At 39.2% G+C, this 16,541-nt stretch carries 16 protein-coding genes; 8 read left to right on the forward strand and 8 right to left on the reverse strand.

What is annotated here, in order from left to right:
• Positions 1-236 precede the first annotated feature (236 nt).
• A complete protein-coding gene (locus tag V5M37_RS19535) occupies positions 237-2,195 on the reverse strand; it encodes an LTA synthase family protein (RefSeq protein ID WP_423798793.1) in 1,959 nt (652 codons plus the stop codon).
• A 431-nt stretch (positions 2,196-2,626) separates the two neighbouring features.
• On the opposite strand from V5M37_RS19535, the gene V5M37_RS19540 reads away from it, so the two are divergent.
• Entirely contained in the window at positions 2,627-2,806 is a 180-nt protein-coding gene (locus V5M37_RS19540; protein ID WP_423798794.1) for a small, acid-soluble spore protein, H family, read from the forward strand.
• A gap of 36 nt (positions 2,807-2,842) precedes the next feature.
• Positions 2,843-3,004, forward strand: a complete 162-nt coding sequence (locus V5M37_RS19545) for a hypothetical protein (RefSeq protein WP_423798795.1) — start codon at positions 2,843-2,845, stop codon at positions 3,002-3,004.
• 68 nt (positions 3,005-3,072) lie between these two features.
• Here the strand turns inward: V5M37_RS19545 and V5M37_RS19550 are convergent, their stop codons facing one another.
• The 3 genes from V5M37_RS19550 to V5M37_RS19560 form a co-directional block, all read right to left on the reverse strand.
• Positions 3,073-4,221 (reverse strand): acyl-CoA dehydrogenase family protein, encoded by a 1,149-nt coding sequence (locus tag V5M37_RS19550; protein ID WP_423798796.1) that lies wholly within the window; start codon positions 4,219-4,221, stop codon positions 3,073-3,075.
• Positions 4,222-4,292: 71 nt separating this feature from the next.
• On the reverse strand, positions 4,293-4,946 hold the full coding sequence (locus tag V5M37_RS19555) for a potassium channel family protein (protein WP_213145196.1): 654 nt from the start codon (positions 4,944-4,946) through the stop codon (positions 4,293-4,295).
• A gap of 28 nt (positions 4,947-4,974) precedes the next feature.
• Positions 4,975-6,315, reverse strand: coding sequence for a TrkH family potassium uptake protein (locus tag V5M37_RS19560; RefSeq protein ID WP_423798797.1), 1,341 nt, complete (start codon positions 6,313-6,315; stop codon positions 4,975-4,977).
• Positions 6,316-6,623: 308 nt separating this feature from the next.
• Here V5M37_RS19560 and V5M37_RS19565 point away from each other — a divergent pair, with 308 nt between their 5' ends.
• Positions 6,624-8,114 (forward strand): nitrate/nitrite transporter, encoded by a 1,491-nt coding sequence (locus tag V5M37_RS19565; RefSeq protein ID WP_423798798.1) that lies wholly within the window; start codon positions 6,624-6,626, stop codon positions 8,112-8,114.
• A 219-nt stretch (positions 8,115-8,333) separates the two neighbouring features.
• Entirely contained in the window at positions 8,334-9,641 is a 1,308-nt protein-coding gene (locus tag V5M37_RS19570; protein WP_423798799.1) for an MFS transporter, read from the forward strand.
• A gap of 15 nt (positions 9,642-9,656) precedes the next feature.
• Here V5M37_RS19570 and V5M37_RS19575 read toward each other — a convergent pair whose 3' ends face one another.
• From V5M37_RS19575 to V5M37_RS19585, 3 genes are all read right to left on the reverse strand, one after another.
• Positions 9,657-10,505, reverse strand: a complete 849-nt coding sequence (locus V5M37_RS19575; RefSeq protein WP_423798800.1) for a 3D domain-containing protein — start codon at positions 10,503-10,505, stop codon at positions 9,657-9,659.
• Positions 10,506-10,725: 220 nt separating this feature from the next.
• Positions 10,726-12,768, reverse strand: a complete 2,043-nt coding sequence (gene fdhF, locus V5M37_RS19580; protein WP_423802650.1) for a formate dehydrogenase subunit alpha — start codon at positions 12,766-12,768, stop codon at positions 10,726-10,728.
• A 153-nt stretch (positions 12,769-12,921) separates the two neighbouring features.
• The gene (locus tag V5M37_RS19585; protein ID WP_423798801.1) at positions 12,922-15,102 is read right to left on the reverse strand and encodes a PAS domain-containing protein; all 2,181 of its coding nucleotides are present in this window, start codon (positions 15,100-15,102) and stop codon (positions 12,922-12,924) included.
• Positions 15,103-15,370: 268 nt separating this feature from the next.
• Here V5M37_RS19585 and yhfH (V5M37_RS19590) point away from each other — a divergent pair, with 268 nt between their 5' ends.
• The 3 genes from yhfH (V5M37_RS19590) (at position 15,371) to V5M37_RS19600 (ending at position 16,016) form a co-directional block, all read left to right on the forward strand.
• The gene (yhfH, locus tag V5M37_RS19590; RefSeq protein WP_213120552.1) at positions 15,371-15,505 is read left to right on the forward strand and encodes a protein YhfH; all 135 of its coding nucleotides are present in this window, start codon (positions 15,371-15,373) and stop codon (positions 15,503-15,505) included.
• 85 nt (positions 15,506-15,590) lie between these two features.
• On the forward strand, positions 15,591-15,725 hold the full coding sequence (yhfH, locus tag V5M37_RS19595) for a protein YhfH (protein WP_213145188.1): 135 nt from the start codon (positions 15,591-15,593) through the stop codon (positions 15,723-15,725).
• Positions 15,726-15,830: 105 nt separating this feature from the next.
• The gene (locus tag V5M37_RS19600; RefSeq protein ID WP_423798802.1) at positions 15,831-16,016 is read left to right on the forward strand and encodes a hypothetical protein; all 186 of its coding nucleotides are present in this window, start codon (positions 15,831-15,833) and stop codon (positions 16,014-16,016) included.
• A 58-nt stretch (positions 16,017-16,074) separates the two neighbouring features.
• Here the strand turns inward: V5M37_RS19600 and V5M37_RS19605 are convergent, their stop codons facing one another.
• Positions 16,075-16,329 (reverse strand): cold-inducible protein YdjO-related protein, encoded by a 255-nt coding sequence (locus V5M37_RS19605; protein ID WP_241113955.1) that lies wholly within the window; start codon positions 16,327-16,329, stop codon positions 16,075-16,077.
• Positions 16,330-16,343: 14 nt separating this feature from the next.
• On the opposite strand from V5M37_RS19605, the gene V5M37_RS19610 reads away from it, so the two are divergent.
• A complete protein-coding gene (locus V5M37_RS19610) occupies positions 16,344-16,481 on the forward strand; it encodes a hypothetical protein (RefSeq protein ID WP_423798803.1) in 138 nt (45 codons plus the stop codon).
• The last annotated feature ends 60 nt before the right edge of the window (positions 16,482-16,541 follow it).

Here is a 16,541-nt window from a genome sequence, read left to right on the forward strand (position 1 = left end):
GGAGGGCACTCGACTCCTGCGGGATATAGAGGTCACTGGAGACCCCGCAGGCGCCATAGCGCCGAGGAGGCTCCAGGACCTCCCCGCGGAAAGCGAGTGCCCGGAGCGGAAATCAACAGGCCTGTTAGCAGGGACAAACAATAAAATTTTGAAATTTAGGTTAAAACAAAAAAAATGTCGAGAAAAACCCTTTCTCGACAATCTGAAAGAGGGAAGATTTTCATCTTCCCTCTGGTTTAGTTGCTTTCAGTTGTTTTAGATGTCTTGCCTGTTTTAGGTCCCAGGTATTCATAGTCATTCGGATTGATTGATGTATATCCTTCCGGCTGATAAAAACGAAGCAGGTCTTTGTAGACAACTTCATCAGACATTTGCAGTTCTGAGCTTACCTTTTCAGCAATATCCTTGCACGCCTCTGAATTCTCAAGAAGCTCACCTGTTTCGGTCGAATAGCATTTGTCTTTTACTTGAATAACATCTGAGGAAACAAAATCTCCGTTTCTGAATAACGCCCAATTGCGATGATTTGGCGACAGTAAATCTGAGCCAAACTCAAGGTAATCCTTCGTATCAATACCAAGCAAATGAAGAACGGTCGGACGAACATCTACTTCGCCGCCAAATTGCTTTTGAATCCCGCCTTGTACTCCTGGTACATGGATAAATAAAGGGACCCGCTGTAATTTAGCATTAATAGCAGGAGTTATTTCATCCACTCCTAGCACTTGTGCCATGGCATCGTTGTGGTTTTCGGAAATGCCATAATGGTCACCGTACATTACAACCACTGTATTATCATATAAACCTGCAGCCTTTAAATCATTAAAGAACTGTTCCAATGCCTGATCCATATAATGCGCAGATTGGAAGTATTGATTAACGACCGTATCTTCAGTATTACCCGCAGGGAAGTCTGTGTCCTCAGGATCCATTTCGAAAGGAAAATGGTTCGATAAGGTAATAAACTTTGTATAGAATGGCTGCTTTAAGCTCTTTAGCATTGGCATAGACTCAGCAAAGAACGGTTTATCCTTTAAGCCATAGTTTTTCGTGTTTTCATCAGTCATGTTGTAATATTCCGCATCAAAAAACTGATCATACCCTAAGGCCTTATACATTACATTCCGATTCCAGAATGTTTTATAGTTGCCATGGAAGACGGCGGAATTATAGCCGTTCCCTTTTAGAATGGCCGGCATAGCCTGATAAGTGTTTTGGGCTTTGTTAACAAACACAGCACCTTGAGCCATCGGGTATAATGAGTTTTCCATTAAAAACTCGGCATCCGAGGTTTTTCCCTGCCCAGTTTGATGGAAAAAGTTTTCAAAATAAAATGTATTCTGATCATGTGTTAATGAATTTAGAAACGGTGTAACTTCTTGGCCATCCTGCATCTTGTAATCAATCATAAAGGTTTGAAATGATTCCATTGAAACATAAATCACATTCATTCCCTTTGCCTTGCCAAAGTAATCAGGATTTGGTGCGGCATGATTCGCTTTAACATAGTTTTCTACCGCAGTAACATCTGTTGAATTTGCCAATGCTCTTTGGCTCGATGATTTGATATTTTGAATGACATCATAAATTGTGAAGTTATATGCACCAAGATATTTCACTAAATAATTTCTGTCAAAAGAACGAGTCAATAGCTGCGGACGATCCTTTTCCGCAAGACCCAAGTTAAACAAAAATGTCGTAATCGAAAACAAAAGAACGATTTTAAATGACTTCCTGTTTGTAACCGTCACTTGTTTGAACATGGTTAACGCAAGGGCGATTAGAATAAAGAAGTCTGTAAAATAAAAAATATCAAGTGGGGACATGAGTGAAAGAGCGCTATCGCCCAATTGTCCGGCATTTGTTTTCGTCTGCATTAAAACAGGTACGGTTATAAAATCATTAAAAAAGCGATAATAAGCAATGTTTGCGTAAAGTAAAAAGGACAGTATAAAATTTGTGATAATCATAACAAGCTTAGTACGCTTTTTAAAGAGCAAGGCAATTCCAAAAAAGAATAACGCCGAACTCAATGGATTGATAAATAATAAAAATTCTTGTAGGCTGTTATCAATTCCTAAATTAAATTCAATTTGATATGCCGCGTAGGTTTTTAGCCAAAATAAAACAACGGCAATGACGTAAAATGTAATATGACTTTTGTTTACTTTTTTTAAAAGTCTTTCCTTAATCATTTTTAAAACTTCTCCTCTCACTTACCAAATTTAACTTCGGTAAACGAACCTCAATAACTATATCATATTTTCTATAAAAAGAAAAACATTAACATGATGCTGAATGTCCCTTTATTCTTATGCTATTAGGGAGTTGGACATGACTATTTTCAAACTCAATAATATTAGACGAATGAAATTAAATTTAGTTTCAGCATTTTCTTATTAATTTATTTTTTGGGACTGCCTTATTTTTCTTTCGGCTTTTCTGTAGAATTGTATTTCTAACTAGCATATACATTCGGTTCTTCGTGTGCAATCGGATATTAGTCTTATCTTTTATAGGTGTTTTTTGTATATATAATAGAAGAAAGCGGTTACATAGAGATCGTTGCATAAAATCACTTCTTTCATCACAGACTAAAATGATTATTAATGGAGGAGTGAAAGTAATGAATGTCAATAGGGTAAAACAAATCCTATCTTCATCCGCTGATATCATGGTTAAATACAATGGTGCATCTGTATGGATTGACCAGTTAAATGAGGATGGAAGAACCGCGACCGTCCATTTGCGCGGACCGCTTGAAGAAAGAACAACAGTGGAAATCAGCGAGCTTAACGAAGAGTAAAATATTTCTTACTTTATAATAAAGGAATGAGTATAAATGCCGCGAGGGAAAGAATTGGAACAGCTGCCGATGTCTAATATTGCGCCTGGTGCAGGAAAAGACCCAGGTAAATATGATAGGGAAGTTCTAGGAACAATTACTCAACAAGCACAGCCGCAGCCGGCTGATCTCGAAAAGGAAAATGAGGACATGGTGTAAGGCAGGAAGCTTAGTTCCTGCCTTACAATTTTTTATTGTACTTTAATTGGTCAGTTGGTTTCTACAGGTTAGTTATTGGTGATACTATGCTTTGCCAGCAGCTGGATAGTCATGTCATCCATTGGCGGATTATGGAGCCCTGCCCTCACGTCACGGTAATACCGCTGCAGTGGGTTTTGGGATGTAAGACTTTTTGCCCCGACTATTCTCATTGCAAGGTCCACGATGGAAATAGCGGAATTTGTCACCGTTAATTTGGCGGCCCCCAATACAGGAGCCAGCTTTTCTCTTTCTTCCTCAGTTGATTCATCCCATTGTTTGGCGGCACCATACAAGAAAAATTCCGCCTGCATGATTTTCAATTCCATTTCCCCAATTTTTTGCTGAACATTTGGCAAATCAATTATTGTACCTTGGATACTATTTGGCGAATATTCCTTGGCAAAATTTATGGAATACCTTTTTGCCGCTTTCGCAATTCCTAAATAGCAGGCAGGAATATGAAGCAGCCAGCCCATCGCCCTCTTTTTACCCGGTTTAATTGGCTCGACTATATGCTCTTCTGGTATAATGACATCCTCCAATACCAAATCATGGCTTCCCGTCCCCCTCATGGCTATAACGTCCCAAGTTTCCTCGATTGTTAATCCTTCAGTAGATCGAGGAATAAGAAAATTTGCAATTTCCTCAGTACCCTTTAAACTTGCACTGACGATAAAATAATCAAGAACTGGAGACATGGTGGTAAAGGTTTTCCTGCCATTGAGAAGCCACCTGCCGCCCTTTTGTTCAGCCGTTGTCTCCGGCCTGCCGCCGCGCGTCGGGCTCCCTGTTTTTGGTTCAGTGGCAGCGCTATTAATTAACGAGCCTGCCATTACCTGTTCACATAAAAATTTGAAAATAGGTTCTTTCCATGAATTTTTTTCGTTCAAATTATAAATAATGCCCATATGCCAGCCAATCGCCAGGGCAGTTGAACCATCACCTTCAGCAATCAGTTCTTGAAGTTTAATCATTTCGGAAAGAGAGATTCCCTTCCCGCCATACTTTTTAGGTACTGTTAATGTGGTATAGCCCGTGTCTTTCAGGTCTTGAATATTATCAAAAGGAAACCCACCCTCCGCATCTACCTTATGGGCTCTCGATTGGAAACGATTTGCTAATGTTTTCATTAATTCTAACCGTTCTGTAGTGGTTTCTAAATCAGTAAATTTCATCTCGACCTCTCCTCTCAACATAATTATATTTTCGCAAATAAAATCCCCCCATTCAAATGGGGGGACTTAGATTATTCGAGATTTGCAAATCGCTCAAGGTCTCGGTTTTCTCCAATGACGACTAGAACATCACCATGGTCTATGATTTTATCAGGTGAAGGAGAAATAAAAATATCGTCATGGTGGCGAATTGCGATGACGCTAAGATTATACTTGGCACGCAAATCGAGTTCTCTTAAGGTTTTATCCGTCATTTTTTCCGGTATTTTTACTTCTTCAACACTATAATCCTTGGACAATTCAATAAAGTTCAGCACCTTTGGGGATATCAGTTGATGGGCCACTCTTATTCCCATATCCCGCTCCGGAAAGACAACCCAATCGGCCCCTACCTTTTTTAAAACTTCCCCATGGAGTTTATTTAAGGCTTTGGCAATGACTTTCTTTACCCCTAATTCCTTTAATAGCAAGACACTTAAGATGCTGGCCTGAATATCATTGCCGATTGCGACTATGACGGTATCAAAATTGCGAATTCCAATTGATTTTAACGCCTCCGGATCGGTGGAATCAGCGATAACGGAATGGGTTACATAGCTCTGTGCCTCATCTGCCCTTTCCTCGTTTACATCAACACCGAGCACATCCCTTCCAGATTCATATAACTTATTGGCGATGCTTAGTCCAAATCTGCCTAATCCAATAACTGCAAATTGATCTGCCATTTTTCGAAGTATCCTCCTCGCTGTCAGTTTAGCCAATCATGATTTTGCCTTTAGGATATCGGAAAGCATCCGGGTTTCTGCGTATGGTGACTGCATAAGCGATTGTGAGCGGTCCAACCCGTCCAGCAAACATCGTAAATATAATGATTCCTTTGCCAATAGAAGACAGTTCTGGTGTCAGTCCCATCGAGAGGCCGACTGTTGCAAATGCAGAAGTCGTTTCAAACATTATCATTAAAAAGTCCTTCCCAGTTTCGGTTATAGTGAGGACAAGTGTAACCACCATAACGAGAAACAGTCCACTAAGTGTTACCGTAAGGGCCTTATAAATCGTTTCATAACCAATTCGCTGCCTGTAGAAAATCACATCATCTTTCCCACGGATTTGCGACCAAACCGCTCCCATTAAAGTGGTAAAAGTGGTCGTTTTAATCCCGCCTCCAGTAGAACCTGGAGATGCACCAATAAACATAAGTACAATTATAAAAAATAACGAAGCATGACTTAGATCTCCGATGCTTAAGGTATTTGCCCCTGCCGTTCTTGCTGTTACTGATTGAAATAGGGAACCAAGGATTTTTCCAGACAGTGTCAATGGCTTAATCGTTTTATCATTTGTAAGTTCGAGGAGGAAAATTCCGACTGTTCCAAGTGCCACAAAAAAAATCGTGGTAACAAGAACAATCTTTGTATGCAGGGACAACTTCTTGGAGAGTCGATATTCGTAAAGCTCATTCATAACGATGAAGCCAATTCCGCCCAATACTATTAATGCACAAACTGTTAATGTGACAATTGGGTCGTCTACATAACTTGTTAAGCTATGAAATTCACCCATCAAATCAAAACCGGCATTATTAAAATTCGAAATAGAATGAAATACTCCATAGTAAATGGCTTTTCCAATGGGAAAATCAAATGAAAAACGAATGGTTAATAGTACTGCACCTGTTAACTCAATGACGAATGTAAAAATTAAAATCCGTTTTGCGAGGCGGACAATCCCCTCCATCGAAATATTATTTAAGGATTCCTGAAGAAGGATTCGCTCTTTTAATGAAATTCTTTTACCAAGGAGGAAGGCAAACAGGGTGGCGAACGTCATAAAGCCCAGGCCGCCTACTTGAATCATGGATAAAATGACCAATTGGCCGAACAAAGTAAAAGTGGTTCCCGTATCTACCACCACAAGGCCTGTCACGCAGGTGGCTGAAGTTGCGGTAAACAAGGCATTTAAAAAATGCAGACCTTTTCCATCCATTGTAGAAACCGGGAGGGTCAACAGGATTGCGCCAATCAAAATAATTAGAGCAAATCCAAGCACAAGTATTTGTGGCGGGTCAAGATAAAATCTTTTTTTTCGCTTCATATATTCCTTCCTCACCCTTTTAACTTTAAAATGCCTAAAAGTCGAAACTCTTGTCATATATTTTCCATTCCGTCCATGAAATATGAATTTTATTGACATTCTATCCTTCTTCTCACCCTATAACATTGGCTGATACTGATAAATTTTGAACTTTATTAAACATTTTTCCTACATTTCTGTGTCATTCCTCACAGAATGTGACAGTTTTATGTAATATAATGCTTCGGAGGAAATAATTCGTCGGTGGTGCATGAAATAAATTAGGAAGATTTATTTTTAATTTATTGTAAGGCAGAGGAGGAATATGAATGAATCAAGGAACAAAGCAGCTATTTTTGCAAACAGGAAGCCTAATTGGCGGGTTTATGGTATGGGTGCTCATTTCTTCATTAATGCCTTTTATTAAGGCAGATATTGCACTTTCTTCAACGGAAATTGCCTGGGCCACAGCGGTACCTGTTATACTTGGGTCACTCCTTAGAGTTCCAATTGGCTATTGGACTAATCGCTTTGGAGCAAGAATATTATTTTCAATCAGTTTTGTACTTCTCGTGGTACCGATTGCCATCATCAGTTATGCCAATTCAATGTTTATGTTAATTGCAGGCGGATTTGTGCTTGGGATTGGCGGAGCGATATTTTCCGTTGGAGTAACTTCTCTCCCAAAATATTATGCCAAAACAAAGCATGGTTTTATTAATGGCATATATGGTGCAGGTAATATCGGCACAGCTATTACATCCTTCCTCGCACCAATACTGGCCAATGAGTTTGGCTGGAGAACAACGATACAAATATATCTGATCATTGTGATCATTTTTGCCTTATTAAATTTTCTTTTTGGTGACCGGGAGGAACAAAGGGCTAACCTTCCATTATCGGAACAAATCAATAAAGTTTATCGAAATCCGAAGCTTTGGTTTTTAAGCTTGTTTTATTTTATAACCTTTGGAGCCTTTGTGGCCTTTACGATTTATCTGCCGTCCTTCTTAGTGAATCACTTTGATCTATCGAAGGTGGACGCAGGTCTGCGTACTGCAGGATTTATTGCTTTGGCTACTCTTTTCCGTCCCGTCGGCGGATGGTTAGGGGATAAAGTAAATCCTTTTATGATTCTTGCAACAGTTTTCTTCAGCCTTACATTTGCCGGCTTTTTACTGTCTTTTACCCCATCCCTGCCTATTTATTCTTTTGGCTGTTTATTAGTTGCATTCTTTGCTGGAATCGGAAATGGGGCTATTTTTAAACTGGTTCCTCTCTATTTTTCAAAGCAGGCCGGAATTGTTAATGGCATTGTTTCCGCAATGGGGGGACTTGGAGGCTTTTTTCCGCCAATTATACTAACCATTCTCTTTAATCTTACAGGTCATTATGCCATTGGATTCATGGCCCTATCTGAATTTTCATTGGCCAGTCTGGTCATCGTCGTATGGCTTTACTTCCAAGAAAAACTTGATATTTCCACACAAATTGTGAACCATGCATTCGATGGAATATGCGTCACTGATCCACATGGAATCATTCTAAGGGTGAATCCGGCTTTCACGAAAATTACCGGGTATCAACAGGAGGAAGTAATTGGAAAGACCCCAAGCGTTTTACAATCCGGAGAGCATAACAACGAATTTTACAAGCAAATGTGGGCGAGCCTTTCATCGACAGGATACTGGGAAGGGCACATTTGGAATAAGCGTAAAAATAATGAGATTTATAAGGAATGGTTGACTATAACAGCGATTAAAGATGATTTAGGTGAAACCAAAAATTACGTTGGGATGTTTAAAGAGGAAAGTGCGTAAAGTTAAAAAGGTACAGGGATCTTCGTTAAGAAGGTCTCTTTTTTTTGCCAACACGGTAAATTTATTACAACTTTTTGTCAACTTGAGCGAGTTCACAGTTCCTTCACTACTTTTGTGACGTTCGTCACAAAAATCGTGTTATCCTTTGGTTTATATTAACATCATAAACAACTAAACTAACATTTTAAAAATAGAAATCCCACATTGGAGGAAATCAAAATGGCTCGAATAACGTATTGGAACCCAGAAGACGAAAAGTTCTGGAAAGCAGAAGGAAAAAAACACGCAAAAAGAAATCTATGGATCTCCGTCCCATCATTAATGCTTGCCTTCATCGTTTGGCAAATTTGGTCAGTGGTTGCCATACGCTTAAATGATATTGGCTTTAACTTTACGGAGGAACAGCTCTTTACTTTAGCCGCTATCCCTGGTCTTGTCGGAGCAACACTTCGCTTTGTTTATACATTTGCAGTCGGAACGATAGGCGGCAAAAACTGGACCGTCATTTCAACTGCAATATTAGCGATACCAGCTATTGGAATTGGCTTTGCAGTACAAAACCCAGATACACCATTTTCTATTATGCTGACTCTTGCTGCACTGTGCGGATTAGGCGGCGGTAACTTCTCATCTTCAAGTGCGAATATCAGCTTTTTCTTTCCAAAGAGTGAAAAAGGAACTGCTCTTGGAATTAACGGCGGCTTAGGAAATATGGGAGTTTCAGTTGTTCAATTTATCACTCCATTAGTCATTACTTCTGGAACATTTGCCTTAATTGGCGGTAAGCAGGTTTTATCTAACGGTCAAGAAGTTTGGTTACAAAACGCAGCATTTGTTTGGGTTATCCCAATTGTGATCGTAACATTACTTGCAGCATTTAAAATGGATAACGTTCCAGGCGCAAAACAATCAGTAGCAGATCAATTTGTGATCGTTAAGCGGAAACACACATGGATTATGACCATTCTTTATATCGGTACATTTGGATCGTTCATTGGGTATTCAGCAGCATTCCCGTTATTATTAAAATCCCAATTTCCTGAATACATTTCACTTGCTTTCCTTGGAGCGCTAGTGGCAGCTGCCGCTAGACCTGTAGGCGGTTGGATTGCAGATAAACTGGGTGGAGCAAAGGTTACAGCCTATGTATTTGTTGTTATGACAATTGGTGCTATTGGAGTAATCTATTTCCTTAATGCTAAACAATTTGCAGGATTTTTAATTTCTTTCTTAATTTTGTTCCTTGCATCAGGGATTGGTTCAGGTTCTACCTTCCAAATGATTCCAAATATTTTCATACCAAAGGAAGCAGCACCAGTTATAGGCTTTTCAGCAGCATTTGCCGCTTACGGATCATTCTTAATTCCAAAACTATTCGGCTGGTCTGTTAAGGCCACAGGCACACCAGTAACAGCGTTTTATTTCTTTATTGGATTTTATGCAATTTCATTCGCATTAAACTGGTACTTCTATCAAAGAAAAGCTACTGTTGCAAAAACCCAAGAACTAGCAAAACAAGCCGGATAATCATCCGGCTTGTTTTTAGTTTAATATTTTAACTGTAATTGTTTTACGTCCCCATTTAAGTGCATCTTGTTCTGAAGGGATAAACACATCAATTTCATGTCCATTAATTCCCCCGCCAATATCACCTGCAATTGCTTCACCGTATCCCTCAACATATACCTTGCTTCCAAGTGGTATGACTGCTGGATCTACTGCAATCACTTTTGCATTTGGGTTAGCCTTTATATCTATACCCGTTTTGGTAATGCCGGAGCAGCCTTCACATGAAGCTGTATAAGCAGTGGCATCTACAGTGATCTCCTTTGGTTGATTTTGATTTACAACCGGCTGTGCATCGATGGTGTTGTTGTTATTATTATCATTTGTAGTTGCTTCGACAGCATTATTATTTTGATTGTTATTGTCAGGCGTTTCAGCAGACGCCTTATTTTCGACAACAGGCTGTTCCTGTGGTTTGCTGTTATCCTGCTGGCTAACGGCTATTTCAGGTTTGGCTTGTATTGGTGCAGCAGTTTCTGGTTTCTGCTCATTGTTCTCCACAACTTTTGGAGCAACAATCTGTGTTTCCGGACTAATAATTGTTTCATTTACTTTAGCGACTGATTCTTGAATGTGATTAGCACTGTCCCAGAAAGTATCTGTTTTGTTAACAATCAATTGTTTTTCACTTTGTAACATTGGAATATCATTTAAAGTTGATATTTTCATCCAATCATCAAAAGTTTGCACATTTGTAATATTCATTATTGGCTGTTCTTTTAAAGAGTCCACTTGAGGCACTGCTAGCGCTGCAGCATGTGCATGCACCCCAAAACCCGCTGATAATCCAATAGCTGCAATGAATGTTTTTATTTTAAAAATCATTTAACTACCTCCTATGTTCCCATCGAAGCATGTCTAAGGTAATCTTAACATGGTTTCTTAACATAAAAAGAACAAGGAGATGTTAATTCATTAACAAGAATGGCAGTTATATTACAATAGCATTTCTAACGCATCAGAACCTTCCAGTCTGTCCATGATTTGGCGATACAGGAAAAAAAGAATAGTGGATTGCTCATTTCCACTATTCTTTATTACTTATTTAGCTTAATCGCTCAATCGCTACGGCACAAGCTTTATATTCGGCTGTTCCCGAAATCGGATCATATTCATTTAAAGTTAATACGTTTGTCGGTGTTTCGCTCCAGTGAAAACTCATAAAGACAAGCCCCGGTACAACCTGTTCCGTAATTTTGGCTTTTACTTGAAGTTCTCCTCTTCGTGAACGGACTTGGACGACTTCCCCATCGACTATTCCAAGAGATTTGGCGTCTTCAGGATGGATATCAACAGTCTCTTCTGTCTGTTTTATTTTCACTCCCGCAGCATAATGCCGAGTCTGTGTATGCGTGTTGTACGACTCATAACGTCTGCCTGTCGTCAACGTAAAAGGATACTCTTCATCTGGTGGCTCCATAGGCGGTGTATAATCCACAGGCACAAAAGGAGCTTTTTTAGAAGCCGCTTCGTTTTGATGGAACCTTTCATGCATAATAAATGTACCTAGGTGGTTTTCATCTGGACAAGGGTAATGAATGCTGTATTCCTTCTCCAGCCGCTCATACGAAATGCCCCCGTACATTTCCCATGCGATTTTCCTGACTTCATCCCAAATTTCTTCGCTGTTGTTATAATGCATTGGATAACCCATCAATGTCGCCAGCTCGCAAAGAATGACCCAATCTTCCTTTGTATTCGGACCTGGCTCGACTGCCTTACGTACTCGTTGGATCCGCCGGTCCGTGTTTGTGTAAGTCCCTTCGACTTCACCCCAGGAACGAGCAGGAAGCACAACATCAGCCATTTTCGCGGTTTCAGTCAGAAAAATGTCCTGAACGATTAATAAATCCAGCTTTTTCAACAATGTTTTTGTATGGTTCATATCAACATCGGCGAGAAGTGGATTTTCCCCAATCACATAAAGTCCTTTTAGCTCTCCCATCTCAAGCCGATCAAATGTCCTAGTTTGGGTGTCGCCTGCCTGGGGATTTAGGGTAATATTCCATTCCTTTTCATAACGTGCTCTGTATTCATCATTAGTTAAGCTCATTGCTCCTGCCAATTGATTTGGAAGACAGCCCATATCACCGGCACCTTGAACATTATTTTGTCCCCTAAGTGGCATAATTCCGGAGCCCGGCTTTCCAATGTTCCCGGTTAAAAGGGCAAGATTGGCAATGTCGAAAACATTGTTCACCCCACAGTGATGTTCGGTAATTCCTAGTGTATAAGCAATCATCGAAGCGCTCGCATTTGCATAGTCCCTGGCAGTGGCCACGATTTCTTCCGGGGCAAGACCTGTGATCTTGGCCGAATATTCCGGTGTATATAGCTCAACCTGATTTGCCAGTTTATCAAAATCAATTGTAAATTGCTCAATAAATTTTTGATTATAAAGACCTTCCTTCAGAATTACCCGAATCAAGGCATTTATTAGGGCAATATCAGTGCCTACATTGATTTGCAGGTGGCGGTGGGCCACTTTTGTCATTTCTATTTTTCTTGGGTCGACGACAATGATTTTGAGGCCGGCTTTTGCAGCTTTTTTCATGCGATTAGCAATAATCGGGTGTGCCTCTGTCGTGTTAGAGCCCATTAGGAGTAATACCTCTGCTTTGTCGATATCCTCCAAAGTGTTTGTCGGGAAACCGCTTCCAAAAATAGTTGCCAGACCGGCAACGCTTGGCGCATGTCACGTTCGGTTGCAGCCGTCAATATTGTTACTGCCGATAACCGTCCGCATAAATTTTTGTGTTATATAATTTGATTCGTTTGTGCTTCTCGCACAAGCGAACATGCTGATGGCATTTGATCCCCACTTGCTTTTTACATCGGAAAGTTTGCTTGCAATAAATTGATAAGCTTCTTCCCAAGTAGTTTCCACCAGTTCCCCGGCCCTTCTTATTAAAGGTGCTGTCAGCCGGTTTTTGGCATGGACATACTCATAGGCAAATGCACCTTTAACACAGGTTTGTCCTTTGTTAACAGGTGCTTCCTTGTCACCGCGGATTTTGACGATTTTATTATCCTGAACCTCTAGGACTAATCCGCAGCCTGTACCGCAATAGCCGCAAATTGTCTTCACTAAATTTGCTTCACCCAAAATGCTCCCTCCCTGTGATAACTAAACTATCTATATAATCATATTAATCTAATTATTACATTTACGGCTTCCTTTTTTGCAAAAAAATTTGTCTATTTTTCAAAAACAAAAAAACGGAAGATAGGCTCTTCCGTTTTAGGCTGTTTTTGCCGGCAATAGAATATTGAATGTTGTTCCCTTGTTTGGTTCACTTTCTACAAATACTTTCCCGTTATGGCTTTCGATAATTTTAAAGCTGACCATTAACCCTAGTCCATTTCCATTTTTCTTGGTAGTGAAAAAAGGTTCTCCGAGCTTTTTCAGCTTTTCTTTTGGAATGCCAACACCGGTATCTTGAATGGATATTTGCACATTGTTCTCATGAATCACCGTTTTAACATGCAGATCCCCGCCATTCGGCATGGCCTCTATACCATTTTTTATAAAGTTTAAAAAGACCTGCTTCAAACGATTTTCATCACATTCTATCTGGATTATTTCCTGATTGCAGTTAAACATCAGACGGACGTTTTTCTTACGCGCCTCAAACTCAAGCAGTGAAACCACATTCTTGATAACAGGTACAACATTCTTTTCTTCTAATTCCACCGCCTTCGGTTTAGCCAAGACCATGAAGTCCTCGACAATAGTATTGACGCGCTCAATTTCATCTAAAATAATATTCAAAAATTCAAGGCGCTCAGGATCTTGCTCATCTAACTGCAAAAATTCCGTGTAACCCTTCATAGATGTCAGCGGGTTACGGATTTCATGTGCAACGCCGGCAGCTAATTGCCCAACCGCGGCAAGCTTATCCTGCCGGTGGAGGACTTCTTCCGTCTTCTTCCGTTCTGTTATATCATTGCGGATCGCCAAATACTGATATGGCTTCCCCTGTTCATTGAGAAATGGAACGATCGTGGTATCGACCCAATAAAAAGTTCCATCCTTCGCTTTATTGCGGATTTCCCCTTTCCAAACCTTTCCTTCCCCAATCGTTTTCCATAGGTTTTTGAAAAAGTCCCTGGAATGGTAACCGGAATTCAAGATATTATGGTCCTCTCCAATGATCTCTTCCCGGCTGTATTTGGATATCTCACAAAACTTGTCGTTTACGCTGGTAATTTTCCCCCGTGAATCTGTAAAGGCAACAATCGAAGACTGGTCCAAAGCAAATTTAATATCAGTGTTTTCCTTCATTGTTTCTTTTAAATGTCCCTCAGCACGTTTCCGGTCTGAAATATCGGTCCGAATCGCTACATATTGATACGGCTTCCCGTGACTATTTAAAAAGGGAACAATCGTTGTATCCACCCAATATAGGCCTCCATCCTTGGCACGGTTGCAAATTTCTCCGTGCCAAACATTACCTTGGCCAATTGTTTTCCACAAATCTTTAAAAAAGTCTTTTGAATGGTATCCGGAATTTAAAAGGCGGTGATCCTGTCCGATTAATTCATCCCGGCAGTATTTCGATATCTCACTGAATTTATCATTAACAAATGTAATAATACCTTTTGAATTGGTTATCGCTACAATGGATGATTGATCTAAAGCAAAGGTAATATCTTTTACTTCTTTAATTGATTCCTTTAAGTTGAAATCGGATGTGGCTAGCTGTTTGCTAATTAAGGTACTTGAAACAATCAGTCCCGCCATTATAAGGACGGAAACAAACAGCACCAAATAAGTAAAAAACAGACTATCTGGAGCAGAACTATTAACCATATTGTTATCGGTGATAAATAGTGTCGATTTCTTTAATAAAATATGTCCCTCGGCAATCGCTGAAGTTAAAATAATCGAACTTACTGGCTTTAGCCAAACTTGATTTTCAGTCGGAAAATTCCTTACAGAAAACAAAATCCAAAAAGAAAAGAAGAAGGCTGCGAACATTAACAGTCCAGAAAAAGCAAATAAAAGGAAATGATATTTAATTGTCACATTCATAGAATAAATGCCTATAATATGGATGGAAAAAACGGCTATTGTTAGTAATGAACTGCCAGCAAGCAGATGTGATATCTTAATTTCTTTTCCAAACAGCGGAAAAAACGCCATTCCAGTAAACGCTACTCCAATAAATATGGAAAGAATCGTTAATGGAATATGGTAGTTAGCAAACAGAGTACTATTTGTCGTTAATAATCCAATAAAATTAGTTACCCATACTCCAATTCCCATTGAAAGTGTGCCGCCTATAAAAAGCAGCCTTTTATTTTGATCTGAGGACCTAATTAAGGAAAACATGTCTAAGGCTGTATAAGAAGCCATAAAGGTTAGTCCAACAGCAATTATAAAAAGATAAGGATGAAAATCTCCTAAAAAGGCATTCATTAACGTGCATTCCCCCATTTAACCTATTTCTACTATGATTGTAATGGAAAGTAAAATGTTAGGAAAGATAAATTTTTGTTTAATTTACCCTAAATTAAATCCTTCATAAATAATCATTAATAAACTTACTTGTCCGGGATAAAAGACTTATTTTTAAAAAAATTTAACTTTTTTAGAAAAAAGGCTACACATTTTTAATTTTTTTGTTTATACTGTACTATAACAAGAGGGATTAAAATAAACTGTATTAATAAAGGAGGAGTTTTAAATGTTAATGAGTCCGGTTGAATTTTTTCGTAATCTGCCTAAAAAGGAATGTCCTGAGTGTGGTCAGCATATGGAGGAGCAAGCTGAATCTTACTTAATGGAATGCGATCGCTGTCTATCTAAAAAAGCAGAATAAAAAGAGGGAAGCTTTTATTTTTGACTATTCTGTACTACAACAAACAACAATAAAAATAACTGTACTATAAAGGAGATGTTTAATAATGTTAATGAGCCCAGTTGAATTTTTCCGTAACCTTCCTAAAAAAGAATGTCCAGAATGCGGTCAGCATATGGAAGAGCAAGCTGAGTCTTACCTAATGGAATGTGACCACTGCCTATCAAAGAAAGAAGAATAACAAAAACTCTCCGGACGGACCGGAGAGTTTTTTCCGTTTTGGTCAAAAATAGGGAAGCATAGAAGCCAATTGGAATGCAAAACCTGTACGTAAGGAGATGATGAAATGGCAAAGAAGGAAGATTATTTGACAACCGCTCCAAAAGAAAAAACCCTTACCATTAATAATGGGGCCATCTATCCAAATTTAAAAAATGTTCCCGGTGATTCGGTCGATGAGCATGAATTTCTTAAAGAAGCCAATTCAATTATTGCCGCCGGTGAAATCGGCCAGCAAAATGAAAATTTGTAGAAGATGTGGGTATAGATAAAGACTGTCATCAACAAGACAGTCTTTGTCACGAAACTTATTATATTTTCGGAAGCTCGCGAATTTCCTGTATCATTTCATTACCACACATTGGGCACAGTAAATCGTCAGATACAAAATCCTTTCTCATCCAGCCTATACATGAATTATCCATGCATGAAAAAATTTCAGTATCAACAAGAATTGTTTCCATTTCTTCTTCTTTTGCACGTTTACCAAAAAAAATCGGAACCGCCTCCTTTTCCTTTAGTATGTCCAAAATTAGCCTTTTCATTTCTTCATTTTTCTTTTTCATTTGGAGGACTTAAGATGAACTCAAATCAGAAGCGTTATTCGATTGTTGGAACAGATATTGAAGAGGTAAAACGTCTAAACAGCCAGTCAGGTCTAAGCTATAACGAAGTAAAGTTGATGCTGGCTAAACAATATTTACAGAATAAAAAATAATAATAGTGGCTGTCTAATAGGGGTACCTTCTAGACAGCCTCTTCGAGGTTTTAAGGATTA

Source organism: Neobacillus sp. SAB-20_R2A, from assembly GCF_049568635.1.
Lineage (GTDB): Bacteria > Bacillota > Bacilli > Bacillales > Cytobacillaceae > Neobacillus > Neobacillus citreus.